The organism is Photobacterium sp. 270122K (assembly GCF_059941365.1).
Map to the genome: position 1 here is coordinate 150,649 of NZ_JBPOEN010000008.1, position 22,350 is coordinate 172,998.

General features: G+C 50.9%; 17 protein-coding genes. 10 read left to right on the forward strand and 7 right to left on the reverse strand.

Features of this window, described 5'->3' with window-relative positions:
• Nucleotides 1-228 precede the first annotated feature (228 nt).
• Nucleotides 229-834: a DoxX family protein gene (locus ACSF8W_RS15600; RefSeq protein WP_500848142.1), complete on the forward strand. Its 606-nt coding sequence runs from the start codon at nucleotides 229-231 to the stop codon at nucleotides 832-834.
• Nucleotides 835-943: 109 nt separating this feature from the next.
• Here the strand turns inward: ACSF8W_RS15600 and acnB are convergent, their stop codons facing one another.
• Nucleotides 944-3,541, reverse strand: a complete 2,598-nt coding sequence (acnB, locus tag ACSF8W_RS15605) for a bifunctional aconitate hydratase 2/2-methylisocitrate dehydratase (protein ID WP_500848143.1) — start codon at nucleotides 3,539-3,541, stop codon at nucleotides 944-946.
• A 567-nt stretch (nucleotides 3,542-4,108) separates the two neighbouring features.
• On the opposite strand from acnB, the gene ACSF8W_RS15610 reads away from it, so the two are divergent.
• Nucleotides 4,109-6,022 (forward strand): methyl-accepting chemotaxis protein, encoded by a 1,914-nt coding sequence (locus ACSF8W_RS15610; RefSeq protein WP_500848144.1) that lies wholly within the window; start codon nucleotides 4,109-4,111, stop codon nucleotides 6,020-6,022.
• Between the two features lie 78 nt (nucleotides 6,023-6,100).
• Here the strand turns inward: ACSF8W_RS15610 and lpdA are convergent, their stop codons facing one another.
• From lpdA to ampD, 5 genes are all read right to left on the reverse strand, one after another.
• A complete protein-coding gene (lpdA, locus tag ACSF8W_RS15615; RefSeq protein WP_500848145.1) occupies nucleotides 6,101-7,528 on the reverse strand; it encodes a dihydrolipoyl dehydrogenase in 1,428 nt (475 codons plus the stop codon).
• A 180-nt stretch (nucleotides 7,529-7,708) separates the two neighbouring features.
• Nucleotides 7,709-9,589: a pyruvate dehydrogenase complex dihydrolipoyllysine-residue acetyltransferase gene (gene aceF, locus ACSF8W_RS15620; RefSeq protein ID WP_500848146.1), complete on the reverse strand. Its 1,881-nt coding sequence runs from the start codon at nucleotides 9,587-9,589 to the stop codon at nucleotides 7,709-7,711.
• Between the two features lie 13 nt (nucleotides 9,590-9,602).
• Nucleotides 9,603-12,266, reverse strand: a complete 2,664-nt coding sequence (gene aceE / locus ACSF8W_RS15625) for a pyruvate dehydrogenase (acetyl-transferring), homodimeric type (RefSeq protein ID WP_500848147.1) — start codon at nucleotides 12,264-12,266, stop codon at nucleotides 9,603-9,605.
• An 83-nt stretch (nucleotides 12,267-12,349) separates the two neighbouring features.
• Nucleotides 12,350-13,123 (reverse strand): pyruvate dehydrogenase complex transcriptional repressor PdhR, encoded by a 774-nt coding sequence (pdhR, locus tag ACSF8W_RS15630; protein ID WP_500848148.1) that lies wholly within the window; start codon nucleotides 13,121-13,123, stop codon nucleotides 12,350-12,352.
• Between the two features lie 317 nt (nucleotides 13,124-13,440).
• A complete protein-coding gene (gene ampD / locus ACSF8W_RS15635) occupies nucleotides 13,441-13,986 on the reverse strand; it encodes a 1,6-anhydro-N-acetylmuramyl-L-alanine amidase AmpD (protein ID WP_500848149.1) in 546 nt (181 codons plus the stop codon).
• Between the two features lie 342 nt (nucleotides 13,987-14,328).
• Here ampD and nadC point away from each other — a divergent pair, with 342 nt between their 5' ends.
• The 8 genes from nadC to yacG all read left to right on the forward strand — a co-directional run bounded on the left by nadC (nucleotide 14,329) and on the right by yacG (nucleotide 21,701).
• Nucleotides 14,329-15,234: a carboxylating nicotinate-nucleotide diphosphorylase gene (gene nadC / locus ACSF8W_RS15640; RefSeq protein ID WP_500848150.1), complete on the forward strand. Its 906-nt coding sequence runs from the start codon at nucleotides 14,329-14,331 to the stop codon at nucleotides 15,232-15,234.
• 323 nt (nucleotides 15,235-15,557) lie between these two features.
• Entirely contained in the window at nucleotides 15,558-16,004 is a 447-nt protein-coding gene (locus tag ACSF8W_RS15645; RefSeq protein ID WP_500848151.1) for a pilin, read from the forward strand.
• A 5-nt stretch (nucleotides 16,005-16,009) separates the two neighbouring features.
• The gene (pilB, locus tag ACSF8W_RS15650) at nucleotides 16,010-17,707 is read left to right on the forward strand and encodes a type IV-A pilus assembly ATPase PilB (protein WP_500848152.1); all 1,698 of its coding nucleotides are present in this window, start codon (nucleotides 16,010-16,012) and stop codon (nucleotides 17,705-17,707) included.
• A gap of 118 nt (nucleotides 17,708-17,825) precedes the next feature.
• Complete coding sequence (locus ACSF8W_RS15655) at nucleotides 17,826-19,046, forward strand: type II secretion system F family protein (RefSeq protein WP_500848153.1); 1,221 nt, start codon at nucleotides 17,826-17,828, stop codon at nucleotides 19,044-19,046.
• A 132-nt stretch (nucleotides 19,047-19,178) separates the two neighbouring features.
• Nucleotides 19,179-20,060: a prepilin peptidase gene (locus tag ACSF8W_RS15660; protein WP_500848154.1), complete on the forward strand. Its 882-nt coding sequence runs from the start codon at nucleotides 19,179-19,181 to the stop codon at nucleotides 20,058-20,060.
• A 3-nt stretch (nucleotides 20,061-20,063) separates the two neighbouring features.
• Nucleotides 20,064-20,687 (forward strand): dephospho-CoA kinase, encoded by a 624-nt coding sequence (gene coaE, locus ACSF8W_RS15665; protein WP_500848155.1) that lies wholly within the window; start codon nucleotides 20,064-20,066, stop codon nucleotides 20,685-20,687.
• A 52-nt stretch (nucleotides 20,688-20,739) separates the two neighbouring features.
• The gene (gene zapD / locus ACSF8W_RS15670) at nucleotides 20,740-21,477 is read left to right on the forward strand and encodes a cell division protein ZapD (RefSeq protein ID WP_500848156.1); all 738 of its coding nucleotides are present in this window, start codon (nucleotides 20,740-20,742) and stop codon (nucleotides 21,475-21,477) included.
• 8 nt (nucleotides 21,478-21,485) lie between these two features.
• A complete protein-coding gene (gene yacG, locus ACSF8W_RS15675; protein WP_500848157.1) occupies nucleotides 21,486-21,701 on the forward strand; it encodes a DNA gyrase inhibitor YacG in 216 nt (71 codons plus the stop codon).
• Nucleotides 21,702-21,821: 120 nt separating this feature from the next.
• On the opposite strand, the gene mutT is transcribed toward yacG, so the two are convergent.
• Nucleotides 21,822-22,229 carry an 8-oxo-dGTP diphosphatase MutT gene (mutT, locus tag ACSF8W_RS15680; protein WP_500848158.1) on the reverse strand — a complete coding sequence of 136 codons (408 nt, stop codon included), beginning with the start codon at nucleotides 22,227-22,229 and terminating at the stop codon, nucleotides 21,822-21,824.
• Between the last annotated feature and the right edge of the window lie 121 nt (nucleotides 22,230-22,350).

Sequence of the window (22,350 nt, forward strand, 5' to 3'; positions counted from 1 at the left end):
GGATTCAGCGCACAATATCGCTGATAAATGCACGCTGAATCCCGCGTGAACACACAAACAAAAGGTGGGCTTGCCCACCTTTTTTGCGCCACTTTTATACCTACCGCACAAAACCGCGATCCACGACTTCTCCGTACACACTCCCCCCGTGTAGGCTGAAGCACATCATTGGGCCTTCCAGCCTCTCCCTTCCATCCACGGCGATGTTTAACCCGCAGGACAGCATTAATGAAGAAATTACTCACTCTATTGACGGGCCCGACCCGTTATCCACGTTTAGAAGATACCCTATTACTCCTTGTGCGACTGGCCATCGGCAGCGCAATGCTTTACCACGCGATCACCAAGATCCTCGAATTCAGTGCCTTAGCCCCCAGCTTTGTCGATCCCTTCTCGCTAGGAAGTACGACCAGCTTGGTCATGGCCATTATCATCCAAAGCATCACGGGGATAGCGTTGGTATTGGGCTTTTTCACCCGTGTTGCCGCATTGCTGCTGTGCGTATCCATGGGCTTTGCCGCTTACACCTTAGGCACACAAGTTGGGCTGCTAAATGGTGAACCCGCGGCACTGTATAGCTTGTTTGCGTTCTCGCTACTGATCCAAGGCGGTGGCCGATTCAGCCTAGAGCACGTTTTGGTGAAACGTTATAAAGCCGCAGGTACTGTCGGCAGCCGCGCAAAAACAAAGGCAAAAGAAAAAGCCGTTAGAGAAAAAGCAGCAACCGAGCAAGCCGCTAACGACAAGGCTACCACTGACAAAACAGCCGCCGAAAAGACCCCGGCTGACAAGCAACCCCACAACAGTGATGAGAAAAACACGACGACGGCATAAGCGTCGTCATCTCATTCATCTATATTCCGCCATAAAAAAACGCCTCCCACTGGGAGGCGTTTTATTCTTAATCACTGTGTCTTTTTACCGTCTAGCTATACAGCAGCGGTTACGCTGGCTGCTGAATGATCACGTCATCCGCTTTCTTGGTGTACTGATCCATGTGATGGAAGTTCAAGTAGCGGTAGGTATCGGCAGCTGTTGCATCAATCTGCTTCGCGTATTCCAGATACTCTGCCATGGTCGGGATGCGGCCAAGGATCGCCCCAACGGCCGCCAATTCTGCTGATGATAAGTAGACGTTCGCGCCGGTCCCCAAACGGTTAGGGAAGTTACGGGTCGAGGTCGACATCACCGTCGCTTTGTCAGCAACACGGGCTTGGTTACCCATACATAACGAACACCCAGGGGTTTCAATGCGCACCCCAGCACGGCCGAAGATGCCGTAATAGCCTTCTTCAGTCAGCTGATCTTTGTCCATCTTGGTTGGCGGAGCCACCCACAAACGGGTATCCAGCTGGCCACCAAACTTCTCAAGCAACTTACCGGCCGCACGGAAGTGACCGATGTTGGTCATACACGAACCAATGAAGACTTCATCAATGGTGGTGCCTTGGACTTCTGACAGCAAACGCGCGTCATCCGGATCATTCGGGGCACACAAGATAGGCTCTTTAATGTCCGCCAAATCAATCTCAATCACATGCGCGTAGTCTGCATCACTGTCTGCGGTCATCAACTCAGGGTTGGCAACCCACGCTTCCATCGCCGTGATACGACGCTCAATGGTACGACGATCGCCGTACCCTTCCGCGATCATCCACTTCAGCATGACGATATTGGAATTCAAGTACTCGGTAATGGATTCCGGTGACAGCTTCACGGTACAGCCTGCCGCACTACGCTCAGCCGAGGCATCGGACAACTCAAACGCCTGCTCCACACTGAGGTGTTCAACCCCTTCAATTTCCAGTACACGACCAGAAAATTCGTTGATCTTACCGGCTTTTTCTACCGTTAACAGACCTTGTTGGATCGCATAGTAAGGAATCGCATGCACCAAATCACGCAGGGTGATCCCGTCTTGCATATCGCCTTTGAAACGCACCAAGATAGATTCAGGCATATCCAGCGGCATCACACCGGTCGCCGCCGCAAAGGCCACCAAGCCAGAACCGGCAGGGAAAGAGATCCCTAACGGGAAACGGGTATGGGAATCACCACCGGTACCGACCGTATCCGGCAGCAACATGCGGTTCAACCATGAGTGGATCACGCCGTCACCCGGACGCAGTGACACCCCGCCACGGTTCATGATGAAATCCGGTAGTGTATGGTGGGTGTTCACATCAATCGGTTTTGGGTACGCCGAGGTGTGACAGAACGACTGCATGGTCAACTCGGCCGAGAAACCAAGACAGGCCAAATCTTTCAGCTCATCACGGGTCATTGGGCCGGTGGTATCTTGCGAGCCTACGGTGGTCATTTTCGGCTCACAGTACGTCCCCGGACGCACGCCTTCTACACCACACGCTTTACCGACCATCTTCTGCGCCAGGGTGTACCCCTTGCCAGAGTCTTCCACTGCCACAGGACGGCGGAACACATCAGAAGCCGGTAACGCTAAGGCTTGACGGGCACGATCCGTCAGGCCACGGCCAATGATCAACGGAATACGGCCACCGGCGCGCACTTCATCGATCAGTACATCGGTTTTCAGGCCAAAGGTTGAGACCAGCTCATCGCTGTTATGGCGACGCACTTCGCCTTTGAAGGGGTAGACGTCAATCACATCACCCATCGCCAGCGCCGTCACATCGACTTCAATCGGTAACGCACCGGCATCTTCCATGGTATTAAAGAAAATCGGCGCAATCTTGCCACCCAGCACGTAACCACCGGCACGCTTGTTCGGCACATAAGGAATGTCATCCCCCATGAACCACAATACGGAGTTCGTGGCAGATTTACGCGACGAACCGGTACCGACCACATCGCCGACATACACCAACTGGTGGCCTTTTTCTTTCAGCGCATCAATCTGGGCGATCGGGCCAATTTCACCCGCTTTTTCAGGTTCAATCCCTTCTCGTGCATTTTTCAGCATCGCGAGGGCATGCAATGGAATATCAGGGCGCGACCACGCATCCGGCGCCGGAGAGAGATCATCGGTATTGGTTTCACCGGTGACTTTAAAGACGGTTAAGGTGATTTTTTCTGCCAGTGCTGGCTTGGACAAGAACCATTCAGCGTCTGCCCATGATTGGATCACCTGCTGTGCGGCCGCATTGCCTGCTTTGGCTTTTTCTTCTACGTCGTAGAAAGCATCAAACATCAGGAGAGTGTGAGACAGGGTTTTTACTGCAATCGGCGCCAGTTCGTTATCGTCCAGCAAGGCAATCAGCGGCTCAATGTTATAGCCCCCTTGCATGGTGCCGAGCAACTCTGCCGCTTTTTCCGGGCTAACAATCGGTGAGAGGGCATCGCCACGCGTCAGCGCAGCCAAGAAACCCGCTTTGACATATGCCGCTTCATCCACACCGGGAGGAATACGGTTTTCCAGCAGATCCAGCAGAAAGGCTTCCTCGCCAGCCGGTGGGCTTTTTAGCAATTCAACCAGCGCGACCACTTGTTCTGCATCGAGTGGCTTCGGGACAATTCCTTCTGCAGCACGTTCTTCGACGTGTTTACGGTAGGCTTCAAGCACGACATATTCCTCATTTTAGGTTTGGCACGAACCGCCAAACATCCTTGGAAGTGATTGATCTCGCTTGTACCGTCAACGGGAGAGAGGCAGTTCGGGAACAACAACGCCATGCCTTGTGCCCTGTACAGTGAGATCAAAACCGTCTTTTGAGCATATCAGTTTTAACGTAAAATTAAAATCCACCCGAATTTTACAACATTCACAAATTTCACATATAAATTCGACAACTTACCGTATCAATCACTGTGACACGAAAAATCAGCCCCTATAAAGCGTGATATCTGTGGCACAACCCTTCCGCATGAGAAAAAAGCCGCCCCTCTTTACGGGTATGGCTACCCGGCTTTCTTCAACGATAAGAGAAATCGGTGATCTAAATCACTAAAGTTTTTACGACTACCTGCAGATAAAAAGACACACGCGCTGATACCAAGGCAGGTCTATTCACACCCTCGTCTTCTCGGCCAGCACCCCATTGCACGACACGCGATCCCTGATGCATTTCATCTTATTAACGCATCATGTTATCCATCGGCTTAAATATCTTCTCGACGGTAGGCCTACCCTATGACCATCCATTCATTCACGATCAAACAGAAACTGGTTTGCAGCTTTGTCTTTGCAGTCCTGTTTTCGACCTCTTTGGTCAGTTTCATCAGCCTTCGCCAATCTCATCAGGTGATCGAAAAACGCATTCTTACTTCTGAACTCCCTGCCATTCTGATGCAGTTCAATAACGCCATAGATAAAGAGATTTCGGTCTTGCTGGCGGCCGCACAACAACTGGCCCAAAGTGGTTTGATGATTCAACACGTGGCGGCGCCGTTATCCCCGGATCAAGACCGCACGATTCTCACCGAATTGCGTACTATCAAGCGCCAATACAACCTGCTTGATGCGTCGGTTGCGAACCGCGACAGTGGGCAGTATTGGATGGATAGCTTTACAACGGCCAAGCAACACAAACCCCAAGGGTGGTTCCGCACGCTGGTCAATAGCGGCCAAGAAACCGCCCTGAGTGTCTATCGGGAAGACAATGGTGAGGTGAAGCTCTTCATTAATTACCAGCAACCACAAGGCGTACTGTTAGGCGGGTTATCGAAGTCCATGGACAGCATGGTGAACTTCATCAATCAGTTCACGCTGGAGCAAACCGGCTTCATCTATCTGGCAGACAGCCAAGGCCGTATTCGCCTGCACAAAGGCAAAACCAATGATCAGAATGCGCAATTACAACATGAATACAGCCAAGCTGTCAGTCAGGTGTTGCTGAATAAATCGACCTTCAACGTCACCAAACTCGACCGTGAGGGGCAACCGCTGATCGTTGCCTCCAGCTATATCCCGTCAATGGATTGGTTTATCGTGGCCGAATTACCCGAACATGAGGCATTCACCGAGTTAGACTCTGTGACCCAAACCATCATGCTGTGGACCGTGGCGATCGTGTTTGTGTTCATTCTGCTGGCCGTCTTTATTGCCGCCAATATCACGCAGCCGATAAACCGTCTTGCCCGCGTCTTTAACGAGTTGGGGGATGGGGATGGCGATTTGCGCCACCGTCTGCCCATTGAAGGCAGCGATGAAATGGCACAACTGTCGACAGGCTTTAACCGCTTCATCGACAAGATCCACCACTCAGTCAAAGAGGTCGCGCAAACCGGCAATGCCCTGCGCGCCGCCGCTGAATCCGTCGCACTGCAAGCTGACACCAGCCTCAATACCAGTCACAGCCAGCGTGACCGTACCTTGCAGCTAGTCACCGCCATTAACCAAATGGGGGCGACCGTCAGCGACATCGCCAGCAATGCCGCCCACGCTGCAGAGTCAGCCTCGAATGCCGAAGCCGAAACCGGTAACGGTCAGCAGGTGGTAGGACAAGCCCGCGACAACATCAATCAATTGTCGCAAGACATCAGTCAGGTGAATCAGGTGATTGAGTCGCTGGCTAACAACACCCAAGCGATTGGCACCATTTTGGATGTGATCCGCGCCATTTCTGAGCAAACCAATTTGCTGGCACTGAACGCCGCCATTGAAGCAGCACGCGCAGGCGAACAAGGCCGAGGCTTTGCGGTGGTGGCCGATGAGGTACGCAATCTGGCCTCTCGTACAGCCGCATCAACTGATGAGATCCAAACCATGATCAACCGCCTGCAGCAAGAAGCGAGCAATGCGGTAACGGCCATGGTACAAAGCCGTCAATTGACCTCTAACGGCGTCTCGGCATCCGATGAAGCCTCCTGCGCGTTGCAGTCTATTGCCGAGCGGATCAGCCTGATCTCTGACATGAACATGCAAGTGGCGGCGGCAACCGAAGAGCAATCTACCGTGGTGAATGACATCAATCGTAGCATCGATGAGATCAGTGAAGGCACCCAGAGTGCAGCAGATACGGCCAACGATCTGGCGCAATCTAGTCAGGCATTGCGTGAATTGTCACAGCGCCTCGAAAGCTTAGTCGGCACCTTTAAGATCTAAGCCCAAAAACAGGTACAAAAAAAGCGCCCTAGCTCATCACTAGGGCGCTTTTTTCTTATTCAAACAACGGCGAGGTAATTACTTACGCTTTACCGCTTTTGCGTTTGGCAAATCAGTGATTGAACCTTCAAACACTTCAGCCGCCAGACCCACTGACTCGTGCAGTGTTGGGTGTGCGTGAATGGTCAATGCGATGTCTTCTGCATCACAACCCATCTCGATCGCTAGACCGATTTCACCCAGTAGCTCACCACCGTTGGTACCGACGATAGCACCACCGATCACACGGTGCGTGTCTTTGTCGAAGATCATCTTCGTCATACCGTCAGCACAGTCAGATGCGATAGCACGGCCAGATGCCGCCCATGGGAAGGTGGCAACTTCATAGTTGATGCCTTCCGCTTTCGCTTCTTTCTCTGTCTTACCGACCCACGCGACTTCTGGCTCAGTGTAGGCAATTGAAGGGATCACTTTAGGATCGAAGTAGTGCTTCTTACCTGAAATCACTTCAGCTGCTACGTGGCCTTCATGCACACCTTTGTGTGCCAGCATTGGCTGACCCACGATGTCACCGATCGCATGAATGTGCGGTACGTTAGTACGCATTTGCTTATCAACGTTGATGAAACCACGCTCATCGACTTCGATACCCGCTTTTTCTGCGTCAAGTAGCTTACCGTTTGGTACACGGCCGATAGCAACCAGTACGGCATCGTAACGTGTTGGTTCAGCAGGGGCTTTCTTGCCTTCCATTGACACGTAAATGCCGTCTTCTTTCGCTTCAACAGCGGTCACTTTCGTTTCCAGCATCAAGTTGAACTTCTTGCTGATACGCTTAGTGAAGACTTTAACGATGTCTTTGTCTGCCGCAGGGATCACTTGATCAAACATTTCTACAACGTCGATCTGAGAACCTAGCGCGTGGTAAACCGTACCCATTTCTAGGCCGATGATACCGCCACCCATAACAAGTAGCTTTTCAGGTACTTCTTTCAGCTCTAGCGCGTCAGTTGAATCCCAGATACGAGGATCTTCGTGCGGGATGAACGGTAGCTCGATAGGACGAGAACCTGCTGCAACGATCGCGTTATCAAACGTAATAGTTGTTGGGCCATCAGCACCTTCAACCACGATAGTGTTAGGACCGGTGAATTTGCCGTAACCGTTAACCACGTTAACTTTACGCATTTTCGCCATGCCGCCCAGGCCACCCGTTAGCTGAGTGATAACCTTGTCTTTCCACAGACGGATCTTGTTGATGTCCGTTTGTGGCTCGCCGAACACGACGCCGTGCTCAGCCATTGCTTTAGCTTCTTCGATCACTTTCGCAACGTGAAGTAGGGCTTTAGAGGGGATACAACCCACGTTCAGACATACACCACCTAGTGTGCTGTATTTTTCAATCAGCACGGTATCCATGCCCAAATCTGCGCTGCGGAATGCCGCAGAATAACCCGCAGGGCCTGAACCCAATACCACTACCTGGGCTTTAATTTCTTTACTCATCATGACCTCGTTGTAAGTCTTTTATCCCTAACAGGCTATTCGTCAGTGCATTTTGTTTCAGTTAACTAACAATTTTACAGAGTTGTTAACAAAGCAAAAGTGGCAGAGCGACAGCCTGTGAGCTACGCAACACTTCCATGCCCGCCGATGCGGGCATGGGGGTTAACGCAATAGGAAACCTTAAAGCACCAAACGGCGGATATCAGATAGACAACCGTTTAGGTAAGTAATGAAGCGTGCACCTTCTGCACCATCAATCACACGGTGATCGTATGACAGTGACAGTGGAAGCTGTAAGCGCGGTTCAAATTCTTTACCGTTCCATACTGGCTTCATTTCAGACTTAGACACACCAAGGATACCCACTTCTGGCGCATTCACGATTGGTGTGAACGCTGTACCGCCGATACCGCCTAGGCTTGAAATCGTGAAGCAGCCACCCTGCATATCTGCCGCAGTTAGCTTACCTGAACGTGCTTTCTTCGACACTTCTGCCAGTTCAGCAGACAGCTCGTAGATCCCTTTCTTGTTCACGTCTTTGAACACAGGAACAACAAGACCATTTGGCGTGTCTACCGCGATACCCACGTTCACGTACTTCTTCAGGATCAGGCTTTCACCGTCATCAGAAAGTGAAGAGTTAAACGCTGGGAACGCTTCTAGTGCTTTCGCAACGGCTTTCATGATGAACACAAGTGGTGTGATCTTCATGCCGGTATCGTTCTTCGCTTCGATCGCATTCTGCTCTTTACGGAAGACTTCTAGCGCAGTGATATCTGCATTGTCCCACTGTGTAACGTGCGGGATCATCACCCAGTTACGGTGCAGGTTCGCGCCAGAAATCTTCTTGATGCGAGACAACGGCTGAACTTCAGTGTCACCAAACTTGCTGAAGTCAATCTTAGGCCAAGGTAGTAGGCCCAATGCTGCGCCATCACCTTTGCCTGACGCCGATGCTGCTGCACCAGATTCAAGACGCTTAAGCGCATCTTTTACGAAGTTCTGTACGTCTTCTTTCAGGATGCGGTGCTTACGACCTGTACCCTTCACTTTCGCCAAGTTCACACCGAACTCACGCGCAAGACGACGCACAACTGGAGACGCATGAGCGTACTCGTTGTTAGCTTCAAATTCGCCCGTTGCTGCAGGTGCTGCTGCCGGAGCCGCAGGCGCTGCTGCTGGAGCCGATGCCGCAGGTGCTGCGACTGGTGCCGCTACCGCAACAGGTGCTGCGCCAGCCACTTCGAAGATCATGATCAATGAGCCAGTAGACACTTTGTCACCCGCTACGATCTTGATTTCTTTGATGGTGCCCGCGAACGGTGCAGGTACTTCCATTGAAGCTTTGTCGCCTTCAACAGTGATCAAAGATTGCTCTTCTTCTACTGTATCGCCAACCGCAACCATAATTTCAGTCACTTCAACTTCGTCACCACCGATGTCTGGCACGTGTACTTCTTTCGCTGCAGAGGCTGCTGGTGCCGCCGCCACAGGTGCCGCTGCTTGTGCAACTGGCGCTGCAGGTGCAGAACCCGCCACTTCAAAGATCATCACAAGTGAGCCCGTCGACACTTTGTCGCCCGCTGCAATTTTGATTTCTTTTAGCACGCCCGCAAACGGTGCAGGCACTTCCATTGACGCCTTGTCACCTTCAACCGTCAGAAGAGACTGCTCTTCTTCGATGCTGTCGCCAACGGCAACCATGATTTCAGTCACTTCGACTTCATCACCACCGATATCCGGTACGTGAACTTCTTTCAGCTCAGCTGCCGCAGGCGCTGCAACAGGAGCCGCTACTGGTGCTTCTGCCGCAGGAGCCGCTGCTGCGCCTTCTGCTTCAAAGATCATGATCAAAGAGCCGGTAGAGACAGAGTCACCCACTGCGATCTTGATTTCTTTTACGATACCCGCTTGAGAAGCCGGTACTTCCATAGAAGCCTTGTCGCCTTCTACGGTGATAAGAGATTGTTCTTCTTCAACCTTGTCGCCTACGCTTACAAGAATCTCAGTAACTTCAACCTCATCCGCACCGATGTCCGGTACATTAATTTCGATTGTCATGTTTTATTGCCTCTTACGCGTATAGCGGGTTGATCTTGTCTGCGTCGATGTCGAATTTCTTGATTGCTTCAACAATCACAGATTTCTCGATATCACCACGTTTAGCCAGTTCAGTCAGTGCAGCAACAACCACGTAACCTGCATTCACTTCGAAGTGACGACGTAGGTTCGCACGGCTGTCTGAACGACCGAAGCCATCAGTACCCAACACTTTGTACGACTCAGAAGGCATGTACGCACGTACTTGCTCTGCGTAGTTCTTCATGTAATCCGTCGCAGCGATAGCAGGCTCATTGCCCAGTACCGTTGTGATGTAAGGGACTTTCTGCTCAGCTTCTGGGTGCAGCATGTTGAAACGCTCTGCATCCTGACCATCGCGCGTCAATTCGTTGAAAGACGTCACAGAGTAAACGTCAGACGCTACGCCGTACTCTTCGCTCAGGATCTGTGCGGCTTTGCGCACTTCATTCATGATCGTGCCTGAGCTCATCAACTGAACTTTCTTCTCACCCGCGTAAGATTCTAGCTTGTAGATACCCTTACGAATGCCTTCTTCCGCGCCTTCAGGCATGGCTGGCATCGCGTAGTTTTCGTTCATTACTGTTAGGTAGTAGTAAACGTTCTCTTGGCCTTCACCGTACATGCGACGGATACCGTCTTGCATGATAACCGCTAGCTCGTAAGCAAACGTTGGATCGTAAGAGATACAGTTAGGTACCGTGTTCGCCATGATGTGTGAATGGCCATCTTCGTGCTGAAGACCTTCACCGTTTAGCGTGGTACGACCCGCCGTTGCACCCAATAAGAAGCCACGTGCTTGTTGGTCACCCGCTAGCCATGCCATGTCGCCAATACGTTGGAAACCGAACATTGAGTAGTAGATGTAGAACGGGATCATTGGTAGATCGTTGGTGCTGTAAGACGTTGCCGCCGCTACCCACGATGCCATTGAGCCGAGTTCGTTGATACCTTCTTGCAGTACCTGACCAGACGTTGCTTCTTTGTAGTAAGAAACGATGCCTTTATCTTCTGGGGTGTATTCCTGACCGTGCGGGTTGTAGATACCCACTTGGCGGAACAGACCTTCCATACCGAACGTACGCGCTTCATCACAGATGATTGGTACGATGTTCTTACCGATATTTTTATCTTTCAGTAGGATATTCAGCGTACGCACGTAAGCCATGGTAGTAGAGATATCACGCTTTTGCTCACCCAATAGTGGGGCAAAATCTTCTAGCTCAGGCACCTTAAATTCTTGTGTGAACTTAGGCAGACGCTTCGGTGTGTAACCGTGTAGCGCATCACGACGTGCGTGCAGGTAGTTGTACTCTGCAGAGCCTTCTTCCAGTTTCAAGTAAGGAAGATCTTTGATCTTCTCATCAGAAAGAATGTCTTGCAGGCCTAGACGATCACGTAGGTGTTGAACATGGGTCATGTCCATTTTCTTCACACCGTGTGCAATGTTTTTACCTTCAGCCGCTTCACCCATGCCGTAACCTTTAACGGTTTTCGCAAGGATAACCGTTGGCTTACCACCGGTTTCTTTCGCATTGTTGAATGCTGCAAACAGCTTAGATGAGTCGTGACCACCACGCTTAAGCGCGAAGATTTCGTCATCGGTCATGTCAGCAACAAGCGCCGCGGTTTCAGGGTATTTACCGAAGAAGTGCTCACGCACGTAAGCGCCATCTTTCGATTTGAATGTCTGGTAGTCACCGTCAATAGTTTCATTCATTAGCTGAAGCAGCTTACCGGTGGTGTCTTTAGCAAGTAGTGAATCCCAGTTGCTGCCCCAGATAACCTTAACCACATTCCAACCAGCGCCTTTGAACAGGCCTTCTAGCTCTTGAATGATGCTACCGTTACCCATAACCGGGCCATCTAGGCGCTGTAGGTTACAGTTGATAAGGAAACATAGATTATCCAGTTTCTCACGCGCAGCGAAAGAAATCGCACCACGTGATTCTGGCTCATCCATCTCACCGTCACCCAAGAACGCGTACACACGTTGTGCGCCCGTTTCTTTCAGGCCACGGCCTTCAAGGTACTTCAGGAAGCGCGCTTGATAGATAGCAGAAATCGGGCCAAGACCCATAGAAACGGTTGGGAACTGCCAGAACTCAGGCATCAATTTCGGGTGTGGGTAAGAAGGAATACCTTTACCGTCCACTTCTTGACGGAAGTTATCCAACTGCTCTTCAGTCAGACGACCTTCAACAAACGCACGAGAATAAATACCTGGAGAGATATGACCTTGGTAGTAAACCAAATCGCCGCCGTCTACCTCGTTAGGTGCGCGGAAGAAGTGGTTAAAGCAGACTTCATAGAACGCAGACGCAGACTGGTAAGATGCCATGTGGCCACCCAAGTCCAAATCTTTCTTCGAAGCACGCAGTACGATCATGATCGCGTTCCAACGGATAATGGAACGAATACGGCGCTCAAGCGTGGTATCACCCGGATACGCAGGCTCTTTATCGGCTGGGATGGTGTTGATGTAGTTGGTAGTGATACCTGTTGGCATATCTACGCCATCAAGACGAGCCTTGTCCAGTACTTGCTCAAGTAGGAACTGGGCGCGCTCTACACCTTCTTCACGAACGACTGATTCAAGGGCTTCAAGCCAATCTTGAGTTTCCAGTGCATCCACGTCATTTTTCATGACTTCAGACATGCGATCTATCCTTTCGTTGATAATCTACAAAACTAACAATGTCGCGACTGTTTACGACCACTCTTTCATTGTAATGAGCAGTATTAATCCAGCCCGTCCTTGCGTTGTTGAACCCGACGAAGTGAGCGTTCTCGACGGCTCTCTTCACGCGATAAATCCAACAGGGTTTCCTCGATGTAAGCCAAATGTGCATGCGATGCTTCACGGGCCCGCTCGGGCTCACCCGAAACGATCGCCTGGACAATATTGGCTCGGTGATTTCGCACTTTTCCCACCACCTCTGGACGGCGGTTCAAGCGCTCAAAGTTTTGTAATATGTTTTGCTCAAGCAAGGGTATCAGGCTGCGCATGATATGCAGCAGTACCACGTTGTGGGCGGATTCGGTCACCGCGATCAAGTACTGCATCACGGCGGCGGCTTCGGCCGGAAAATCGCCTTGTTGCTGAGCGTCCTGTATCCGCAGATGACATGCGCGAATACGGGTAAAATCATCATCGTTACCGCGCAATGCGGCGTAATAAGCGGCGAGGCCTTCAAGCGCATGGCGGGATTCCAGCAAGTCACGCTGGGTCTCTGGGTGCGCCGATAACAGCGCCAGTAATGGATCCGAAAAATGCTGCCACAGCTTCTCGCTGACAAAGGTGCCATCACCTTGACGACGGGTCAGTAACTGTTTGGCTTCTAAACGCTGGATCGCTTCACGCACGGAAGGACGAGAGACATCGAACTGCTTTGCCAACTCTCGCTCAGGCAGTAACTGCTGCCCGGGGGATAAGGTTCCCTCCAGGATCAGGCGCTCGAGTTCTTGCTCGATAGCATCTGAAAGCTTGGGTTGGCGAATGCGTTTATAAGTCATTTATAATTATGTCTTCGTTGTACTTATTACGTCTCTAAACAGTCCGGCATTACTGCGGGTAATTGGTCTTACCAATTAACGGTTGAGAGAAAGTTTACAGAAATAATTGAAGATGTCTACCGACAACTTGATTGAAATCATAGAATGAAGGTGGATTTAACAAAAATTTCAACTTGTGAAATCTTGTTAAAACATGTCACACAAAAGTCATCAACAGAAATGATAACCAGAAAAGCCAGAGAATCCACAGCGGCGTGCGCATCGATACGGTAGAAAAGACTGACAGCCCTGTCGCAAGACGCAGGGCGTTCCAAACATTACAACGACGATTTGTAAGCGAACCAATCAAACGCAAGGCCCGGATCCGTCTTTCGCCCCGGCGCAATGAATTCATGCCCCGTGATCCGACCGCTATCAATCCGTGGATAGTGCACCATCAGCACGCGGCTTAATGCCGACAGCGTCTGATATTGTGCAGAGGTATAAGGAAGGGTGTCCGTGCCCTCTAACTCGATCCCTATCGAGTAGTCATTACATTTGTCACGCCCTGAAAATTGCGAGAAACCCGCATGCCAAGCGCGACCATTGAACGGCACAAACTGAATGATATCGCCATTGCGACGGATTAAACAGTGAGCTGAGACACGAAACTTATGAATCAACGTGAAATAAGGATGCACCGCAGGATCCAATTGCCCGGTAAACAGCTGCTCTATATACGGGCCACCAAACTGACCGGGCGGTAAACTGATGTTGTGGATCACCAATAAAGAGATATCGTCTTCATCTTCCCGTTCATCATAAAACGGGGAAGGGACATGCATCACCCCTTCTAGCCAGTGATGCTGATTAATCGTAAACATGGAAAAGTCCTGTGTTCGAGGTTCGAGGTTCGAGGTTCGAGGTTCGAGGTTCGAGGTTCGAGGTTCGAGGTTCGAGGTTCGAGGTTCGAGGTTCGAGGTTCGAGGTTCGAGGTTCGAGGTTCGAGGCAGACTCGCTGAGCCTCCTAAACAAGTCAAGTGTTTCCGACCTTCCCGCTTTCCTTTAACACTCGCTCTTCGAATCGAGTCCCTTTCTATACGCGTCCCTCGCACCTCGTCCCTTTCTCTTTATTCAACTCGCCCCTCCCTGTATGCTTTCATCGTGAACAATGCGGTATCAAACCGCTCCTTCTACTCTCTTGCTATGGACTTGTCATGACTCACATGGAAAAGACACACGACAGTGCCACTCGCCTACAGGCGCTCAAACAACAACTCCCAGACGAGATCCGCCGCGCCGTCGCCGATGCACTACATGAAGATCTCGGCATCGGCCAGCATGGCCATATTGACGCCAGTCGCGACATTACCGCTAACCTGATCCCCGCAGATAGCCACGATGTGGCAATTCTCATCACGCGCGAACAGGGTATTTTTTGCGGTCAACAATGGGCGGAAGAAGTCTTCCACCAGCTTGGCGGTACCGTCAACATTGACTGGCACGTCCAAGACGGCGATCGCGTGCAGCCCAATCAAGCCCTGTGTACGTTGACTGGCCCCTCACGCGCCCTGCTCACAGGCGAGCGTACCGCAATGAACTTTATTCAGACCTTATCAGGCTGTGCCACCACCGTCTCAGCCTATGCCAGCCAACTGGAAGGCACCGGCTGTCGCTTACTCGACACCCGCAAAACCATTCCCGGCATGCGCAGCGCGCTCAAATATGCAGTGACCTGTGGCGGCGGTTTCAGTCACCGCATCGGTGTGTATGATGCTTACCTCATTAAAGAGAACCACATCATTGCTTGTGGCGGCATTGCTGCGGCGATCCACACCGCAAAAGCCCAGCACCCCGACAAACCGGTAGAAATAGAAACGGAAACACTCGATGAACTACGCCAAGCCATTGAAGCCGGCGCCGACATCGTGATGCTGGATAACTTCACCTTAGCCATGATGCGCGAAGCCGTGGCACTCAATGCAGGGCGTGCCGCACTGGAGAACTCCGGCAACGTCACCCTAGAGACCATCCGCGAGATGGCAAGCACCGGGGTCGACTATATTTCCGTCGGCGCACTGACCAAACACCTGCGCGCCATGGATCTTTCCATGCGCTTTCAGCCCAAATAACCGCCTCTATCTCCTTTTTAAAAGTAGGGCATCATAGTGATCACTGTCTCAATGTTGCCCGTTTTGCCTTTTTCCCCACCACTTCCACCTCATCGAAGTGAGTCATAAAACACCCCGATTTTGATTCCATAGGGCTAAAAAGCTCACACTCAATCGCAGTATGAAATGAAATGCATGTAACATGTTTGGTTTTTTTTTAGACTGAGCCGAGCAATCAATGTTAGTGAATTCTGCCTATTGTGCTAAGGGCATATCCTTCCCCTACCGAAATTAATCTCGGCTTGTTAGCTAAACATTTGGAAAAATTTAAAAAGGAAAGAAACATGAAAGGGCAAATCAAAAGAATGCAAAAAGGTTTTACGTTGATTGAATTGATGATCGTTGTAGCGGTTATTGGTGTGTTATCAGCTATTGCAATCCCTCAATACCAAACTTATGTAGCCAAAGCTGAACTTGGCGCTGGACTTGCAACCATTACATCACTAAGAAGTAATGTTGAACAATATGTTGTAAGTGAAGGTGAGTTTCCTGATGGAACCACAGCAGGCCAGACGATGAGCGATTTAGGTGTAATTGACCCAACGAATGGGGCTGTCACTTTTGTAAAAGCTAGTTCAAGAATTCTACTTACATTCGCAAGCACAGGGAATAGTCCAGATGTGAACGGCGCTAAAATTGTACTAGAACGTGCGGCTGGTGCTTGGACTTGTAAAGCAAGCAATGCACAAAAGCTATTGCCAAAAACTTGTACTGAAACGGCTGGTCTTTAATTAAAATGCACACCAGCCTTGCTTCTATCTTGCATCAGGCTAACCTGATTAGCCATGCAGAGCAGCAGCAGGTAGTGGACATGGTGCAAGCCGAAGGGACATCAATCCCTTCGGCTTTGCTGCAACAAGGGATCATGACCAGTGGCGAACTCGTTCGCCAATTGGAACTGATCTTTTCCATTGCCCAAGTCGATGTTCACCAATACGACTATGCAGACTGCTGTAAAAGCCTCAATTTACGCGACCCGATTCTACGGCATAAAGTATTGCCACTGCACGCCACCGACAGCACCCTGTTCATTGGGCTCAGCGACCCCACCCTAAACGATGCATTGGATGAGTTTCGCTTTACCACCGGCAAAAGCGTTGAGCCATTACTGCTCGATCACAAACAGCTGGAAGCCGCCATTCGACGCGTCTACGGCAGTGATATTGACGGTCAAGGCGCGCAACGCCAACCCAGCGTCAGTGACAGCGATTTAGGCGATTTAGTCGATCTTAGCGATGGCGAAAACGTCGAAGAGGCGACCGATATCAGTACTGATACGGCGCCCGTTACCCGCTACATTAACCAGATATTGCTGGATGCGGTGCGCAAAAGTGCGTCGGATATCCACTTTGAACCGTATGAGAAAACCTACCGCATTCGCCTGCGCTGTGACGGTATTTTACACCAACACGCGACACCGCCATCCTCGTTGTCTCGTCGTTTATCGACCCGTTTAAAGGTGATGTCGAAGCTCAATATTGCCGAGCGCCGCCAACCGCAAGATGGCCGTATTAAGCTGAAAATATCGCCAACCTTGGCGATCGATTTGCGCGTCTCTACTTTGCCGACCTTGTGGGGCGAAAAAGTCGTATTGCGGATTTTGGACAGCTCCAGCGCCAATTTGGACATTGATATTCTCGGCTATAATCCCCAGCAAAAGCAGGCCTACCTTGATGCGCTCAAACAGCCGCAAGGGATGATTTTAATGACGGGGCCAACCGGCAGCGGTAAAACAGTTTCCCTCTATACCGGTTTAAAGATCCTCAATACCGATGAGCGCAATATTTCGACCGCCGAAGATCCAGTGGAAATCAACCTGCCCGGCATTAATCAGGTGCAAATCAACACCACGGTCGGCTTAGGCTTTGCCGAGGCACTGCGCTCGTTTTTGCGTCAAGATCCCGATGTGGTCATGGTGGGGGAAATCCGCGACTTAGAAACTGGCGGCATAGCCGTCAAGGCCGCACAAACCGGACACTTGGTCTTATCAACGCTGCATACGAATTCCGCCGCCGAGACCATCACCCGTTTGACCAATATGGGCATCGAAGATTTCAACTTAGCATCCTCGCTGAGCTTGATCATTGCCCAGCGTCTCGGGCGCCGCCTGTGCAAACACTGTAAACTGGTCGATGACCTCGATGATTTTGTAAGAGAAAAACTCAAGATCCCCGCCTTTCAGGTTGTATACAAAGCCAGCGAACGAGGCTGTGATGAATGCAACAAAGGCTACATCGGCCGGGTCGGTATTTATGAAGTCATGCCTTTCTCCCGAGAACTGGCACAGGCGCTCATGGCCGGGGCTACGACATTAGAACTGGAAAACCTGGCTTGCCAACAAGGCATGATGACCTTGCAACAAGCCGGAGTAGAGAAACTGTGCGACGGCGTCACCAGCCTGAGTGAATTACAACGTGTGCTGCACTTTGCCTAATCGCCATGTGCATGGGTTGAGGTTTTAGATTATGTGGATATGAATCTGATACCCAACACGTGATAACGCATACTGTACAGCACGTCATTTTTATCAAGTCTTACAAGGAAGTTGCACTATGGCACAAGCCAGCCGCATTCGTTATTACCACTGGCGCGGAGTGAACCAAGCGGGGAAAAAACTCTCAGGCGTCATGCTGGGCTTTCAAGAGCAAGAAGTGCGTGCCAAGCTCACCGAGCAACGAATTCAGGTTAAAAAACTCAAGCATCGCGCCCCTTCCAGTTTAAGCAAATTGCGTAATCAAATTAAAGCCACTGACATTACCGCCATCACCCGCCAGCTCGCCACCATGGTCGGATCCGGCGTACCGGTGGTGCAGGCACTCAAACTGATGGCCGACAGTCACCATAAAGCGGAAGCCCGTGCGGTACTGTCACAAGTGGCGATTCAAGTGGAGGCTGGCTCCTCGCTCGCTCGCGCCATGCGTACCAGCTCCCCGCTGTTTGATAATTTCTATTGTGACCTCATTGCCACCGGTGAACAAACCGGCCACTTAGCGCAAGTCTTTGAGCGCATTGCGACTTATCGTGAAAAACACGAAGAAATGCGCAAAAAAGTCATCAAGGCGATGATTTACCCGACCATGGTGACCCTGACGGCTGTTGGCGTCACCATTATGATGCTGGTATTTGTCATTCCTCAATTTGCCAACATTTTCAAAAGCTTTGGTGCGGAACTCCCTGTTTTTACTCAGTTTGTTATTGATATGTCAGACTGGCTCATTGCCTATGGTTTGTATCTATCTTTAGGCTCTATACTATTTTTTATAGTATTCAGTTACCAGTACAAACGTTCTGACAAAACCAAATTAACCGTACACCGTTTCAACCTACGTATCCCTATTATCGGCAGCGTACTCCTAAAAGCTACAGTCGCCCGTTTTGCCCGTACCTTAGCCACCACCTTCAGTGCCGGTATTCCCCTGCTCAGTGGTTTACAATCCGCCGCCAAAACCACCGGTAACCTATACATTGAACAAGCGACCATGGAAGCCCATGCCAATACCGCTGCTGGCATGCCGCTGCACATCGCATTGCGCCAATGTGACATTTTTCCGGAACTCATGCTGCAGATGACCATGATCGGCGAAGAGTCCGGCTCATTGGATGACATGCTCAATAAAATTGCGACTCTGTATGAGCAGGAAGTGGACAATACCGTCGATAACCTCGGTAAAATTCTTGAGCCGTTAATCATCATTGTACTTGGTACTCTCATTGGTGGATTGCTCGTTGCCATGTATATGCCAATATTTACATTGATGAGTGTAATCGGCTAAACACCTATTTTGTACCTAATGGCACATCCGTTCATTCCAACCCATGTGCCCTCACTCTGAAGGTTGAGATTCTAGGATCTCAACCTCAATTCCCCTACAATATTCCCCGTCAATACCAATGAGAGATCGTACATGGACTTGCTCACCCTGACCCCTTGGTTGTTTCCCGTTTTTGCCGCCATTTTCGGGTTGCTGATCGGCAGTTTTCTCAATGTGGTGATTTACCGCCTGCCGATCATGATGGAACGCCAGTGGCAAGCCGAATGTGTAGAATACTTTCCGGATACAGCACCGAGCGGTGAAGCTGCCGAGCCGCAACCCACGTTCAATTTAAGTGTACCGCGTTCTCGCTGCCCGCAGTGCCAGCACCCGATCAGCGCATTGGAAAACATTCCGGTCATCAGTTGGTTGGTATTAAAAGGCCGTTGTAAGCATTGCCAAACGCCGATCAGTGCTCGCTACCCGGCGGTAGAAGCCTTTACCGCGTTAGTCGCCCTGACGGTCGCGCTGGTCTTACCGACCTCTGAATGGGCCATCGCGGTCATTTTCTTTAGCTTTGCCCTCATTGCACTGGCGTTTATCGATATCGATAACATGCTGCTGCCGGATCAAATCACCCTGCCGCTAATGTGGGCGGGGATCTTACTGGCCGTGATCGGCTATTCACCGCTTAGCCTGCAAGATGCCGTGATCGGCGCGATGGCCGGTTACCTCTCGCTGTGGAGTGTGTACTGGTTGTTTAAGCTGATCACCGGTAAAGAAGGCATGGGTTACGGCGACTTTAAGTTACTGGCTGCGCTCGGCGCATGGTTAGGCTGGCAACTTCTGCCGTTTGTGGTGTTAACGTCTTCGCTGCTGGGTGCGATTTGTGGCCTGATCATGATACGTATGCAGCAGTCTGACAGCCAAACCCCGTTCTCTTTTGGCCCATATCTGGCGCTGGCGGGATGGATTGCCATCTTATGGGGGGAACCTCTGGTAAACTGGTACCTCTCAAGCTATTTAGGAATGTAAACCATGTGCCTTGTCATTGGCCTTACGGGCGGGATTGGCAGCGGTAAAACCACCGTCGCCAATCTGTTTGCAGCTTATCAGATTGATATTATCGACGCCGATATCATTGCTCGCCAAGTGGTCGAACCGGGCTCGGCGGGCCTGCGTGCCATCGAAGAAAAATTAGGTGCTGACATCTTGCTGACAGACGGCCATCTTGATCGCGCTAAGCTACGATCAGCCATTTTCAGCGAGCCGACATTGAAAGACTGGATCAATCAGTTATTGCACCCGATGATCCGTGAAAAGATGCTCGCGGATATTGCGCAAGCCCGTTCGCCGTATTGCCTATTGGTCGTCCCGCTGATGGTGGAGAACAACCTGCAAACGCTGACGGACCGCTTATTGGTGGTGGATGTGGACGAAACCTTACAAGTCGCCCGCACCCAACAGCGCGATAGCGTCGAGGCCGCGCAAGTGAAGCAAATCTTGGCCTCACAAGCCTCACGCCAAGATCGCTTGGCCGCTGCAGATGATGTCATTTGCAATAATGGCAACGGTGACGATTTGCCACAACAAGTGGCCGTCCTGCACCAACAGTACCTTGCGCTGTGCGCGCAAACCGCACCACCGTCACACGACGAATGACACACGCATCGCTACACACTGTGGGATATTTCACGCCTTGGGATACATGGATATGCAAATGAACCGCTTTGAGCACCCGCTAAATGAGAAAACCCGTATTTATTTACGGCTGGAATTTTTGATCCGTCAAATCAAGCAGACGAGTGCATTCAGCGATCCTTGGCAACACCAAGTGTTCTTTCGTGGTCTATTTGACTTGTTGGAAGTGTTAGAACAAAGCCAGCTCAAAACAGAGCTTGCCAAAGATCTCGACAAGCAACGCACCAAACTCAAGCAATGGCTGAATATCGATGGCGTCGATCAAACGGCACTACGTGAGCACCTTGATCATCTGCAATTGGCGCACCGTCATTTGCTGGCAGCCAATCGTCTTGGTCAAGATCTGCGTGAAGATCGCTTTCTGGGCGCAATCAAACAGCGCTTATCCATTCCCGGCGGCAGTTGCTGTTTTGACCTGCCTATTTTGCATCATTGGTTACATTTACCGCCAGCCCAGCAACGGGTCGATATTCAGCGCTGGCTCGACAGTATCCGTGCTCTGAATGTGGCGCTCACTTTGTTGCTTCGCCTGATCCGTGGTGCCGGACAAACACAGCAATGCGTCGCGCGTGGGGGGTTCTTTCAACATGAAGCCGATGATGCCAATTTACTGCGTCTCGATATTTGCCCAAACCATGGGGTTTATCCTATGATATCGGGCCATCGCAGTCGCTTTGCCATTCGCTTTCTGCCTTTTGAAGAAGGCGCCAGCATTGCGGACACGATTGAATTTCACCTAACGATTTGCTGAGGTTTCTCATGTCAACGCCCCCTGCTGCTACCCCGATCACGGTAGTCAAATGCCCAACCTGCCAAGTCAAGGTCGTATGGAGTGACGCCAGCCCCTTCCGCCCGTTTTGCTCGAAACGCTGCCAACTGATTGACTTAGGCGAATGGGCCGAAGAAGAAAAAGCCATCCCAGGCGCGCCGGATCTATCAGACTCTGATGGCTGGTCGGAAGATATGGGATATTAAAAGCGGTTAACAGGCTCTGTGGCCCTAAGGAGATATGGCTTGCTGTATTCCTAACAGGACCACAGGACCACAGGACCACAGGACCACAGGACCACAGGACCACAGCTTACCCAATCATTGTCAGCTTACAACCCGCGCCATGAGTTTATCCAACACCACCGCATTGGCTTCCGGAAACGCGTAGTCACACAGTTTATCTAACGCGACCCATTCGCCAGGTTGCCCTTCTTTGCCGTATGCTTCCCCGTTGAACGCGGTGATCAAGAAGAAATCAAACGTCAGGGCTTTATCCGGGTAGTTGTGCTCTAAGGCCATGAAATGCTCAAGCGCGGTGGCGTCAATGCCCACTTCTTCATGCAATTCTCGGATCACGGCTTGCTCCGCCGTTTCACCCGCTTCCACTTTACCGCCTGCAAATTCCCAAAAACCGCCCTTATGCGCGGTCGCCGCACGGCGGGTAATAAACACTTTGTCCTGCGTCGTATTTAGAATGATCCCAGCAGAGATCCACACTTGCTTCTTATCCACACTCAACCCTATCTCTGTTGACCTATACTTTTCTTATTCAGCTGTTTATCTGTTTGTTTCGAAAATATAAACAGATAAGCAGATAAACAAAAGGCCGCATAGGCGGCCTTTTGTTGTCAGG

Excerpts from the sequence above, each read along its gene's own strand:
- ACSF8W_RS15600 (WP_500848142.1), top strand. The coding sequence starts at position 229 with ATGAAGAAATTACTCACTCTATTGACGGGCCCGACCCGTTATCCACGT.
- ACSF8W_RS15610 (WP_500848144.1), top strand. The coding sequence starts at position 4,109 with ATGACCATCCATTCATTCACGATCAAACAGAAACTGGTTTGCAGCTTT.
- lpdA (WP_500848145.1), bottom strand. The coding sequence starts at position 7,528 with ATGAGTAAAGAAATTAAAGCCCAGGTAGTGGTATTGGGTTCAGGCCCT.
- aceF (WP_500848146.1), bottom strand. The coding sequence starts at position 9,589 with ATGACAATCGAAATTAATGTACCGGACATCGGTGCGGATGAGGTTGAA.
- aceE (WP_500848147.1), bottom strand. The coding sequence starts at position 12,266 with ATGTCTGAAGTCATGAAAAATGACGTGGATGCACTGGAAACTCAAGAT.
- pdhR (WP_500848148.1), bottom strand. The coding sequence starts at position 13,123 with ATGACTTATAAACGCATTCGCCAACCCAAGCTTTCAGATGCTATCGAG.
- ampD (WP_500848149.1), bottom strand. The coding sequence starts at position 13,986 with ATGTTTACGATTAATCAGCATCACTGGCTAGAAGGGGTGATGCATGTC.
- nadC (WP_500848150.1), top strand. The coding sequence starts at position 14,329 with ATGGAAAAGACACACGACAGTGCCACTCGCCTACAGGCGCTCAAACAA.
- ACSF8W_RS15645 (WP_500848151.1), top strand. The coding sequence starts at position 15,558 with ATGAAAGGGCAAATCAAAAGAATGCAAAAAGGTTTTACGTTGATTGAA.
- pilB (WP_500848152.1), top strand. The coding sequence starts at position 16,010 with ATGCACACCAGCCTTGCTTCTATCTTGCATCAGGCTAACCTGATTAGC.
- ACSF8W_RS15655 (WP_500848153.1), top strand. The coding sequence starts at position 17,826 with ATGGCACAAGCCAGCCGCATTCGTTATTACCACTGGCGCGGAGTGAAC.
- ACSF8W_RS15660 (WP_500848154.1), top strand. The coding sequence starts at position 19,179 with ATGGACTTGCTCACCCTGACCCCTTGGTTGTTTCCCGTTTTTGCCGCC.
- coaE (WP_500848155.1), top strand. The coding sequence starts at position 20,064 with ATGTGCCTTGTCATTGGCCTTACGGGCGGGATTGGCAGCGGTAAAACC.
- zapD (WP_500848156.1), top strand. The coding sequence starts at position 20,740 with ATGCAAATGAACCGCTTTGAGCACCCGCTAAATGAGAAAACCCGTATT.
- yacG (WP_500848157.1), top strand. The coding sequence starts at position 21,486 with ATGTCAACGCCCCCTGCTGCTACCCCGATCACGGTAGTCAAATGCCCA.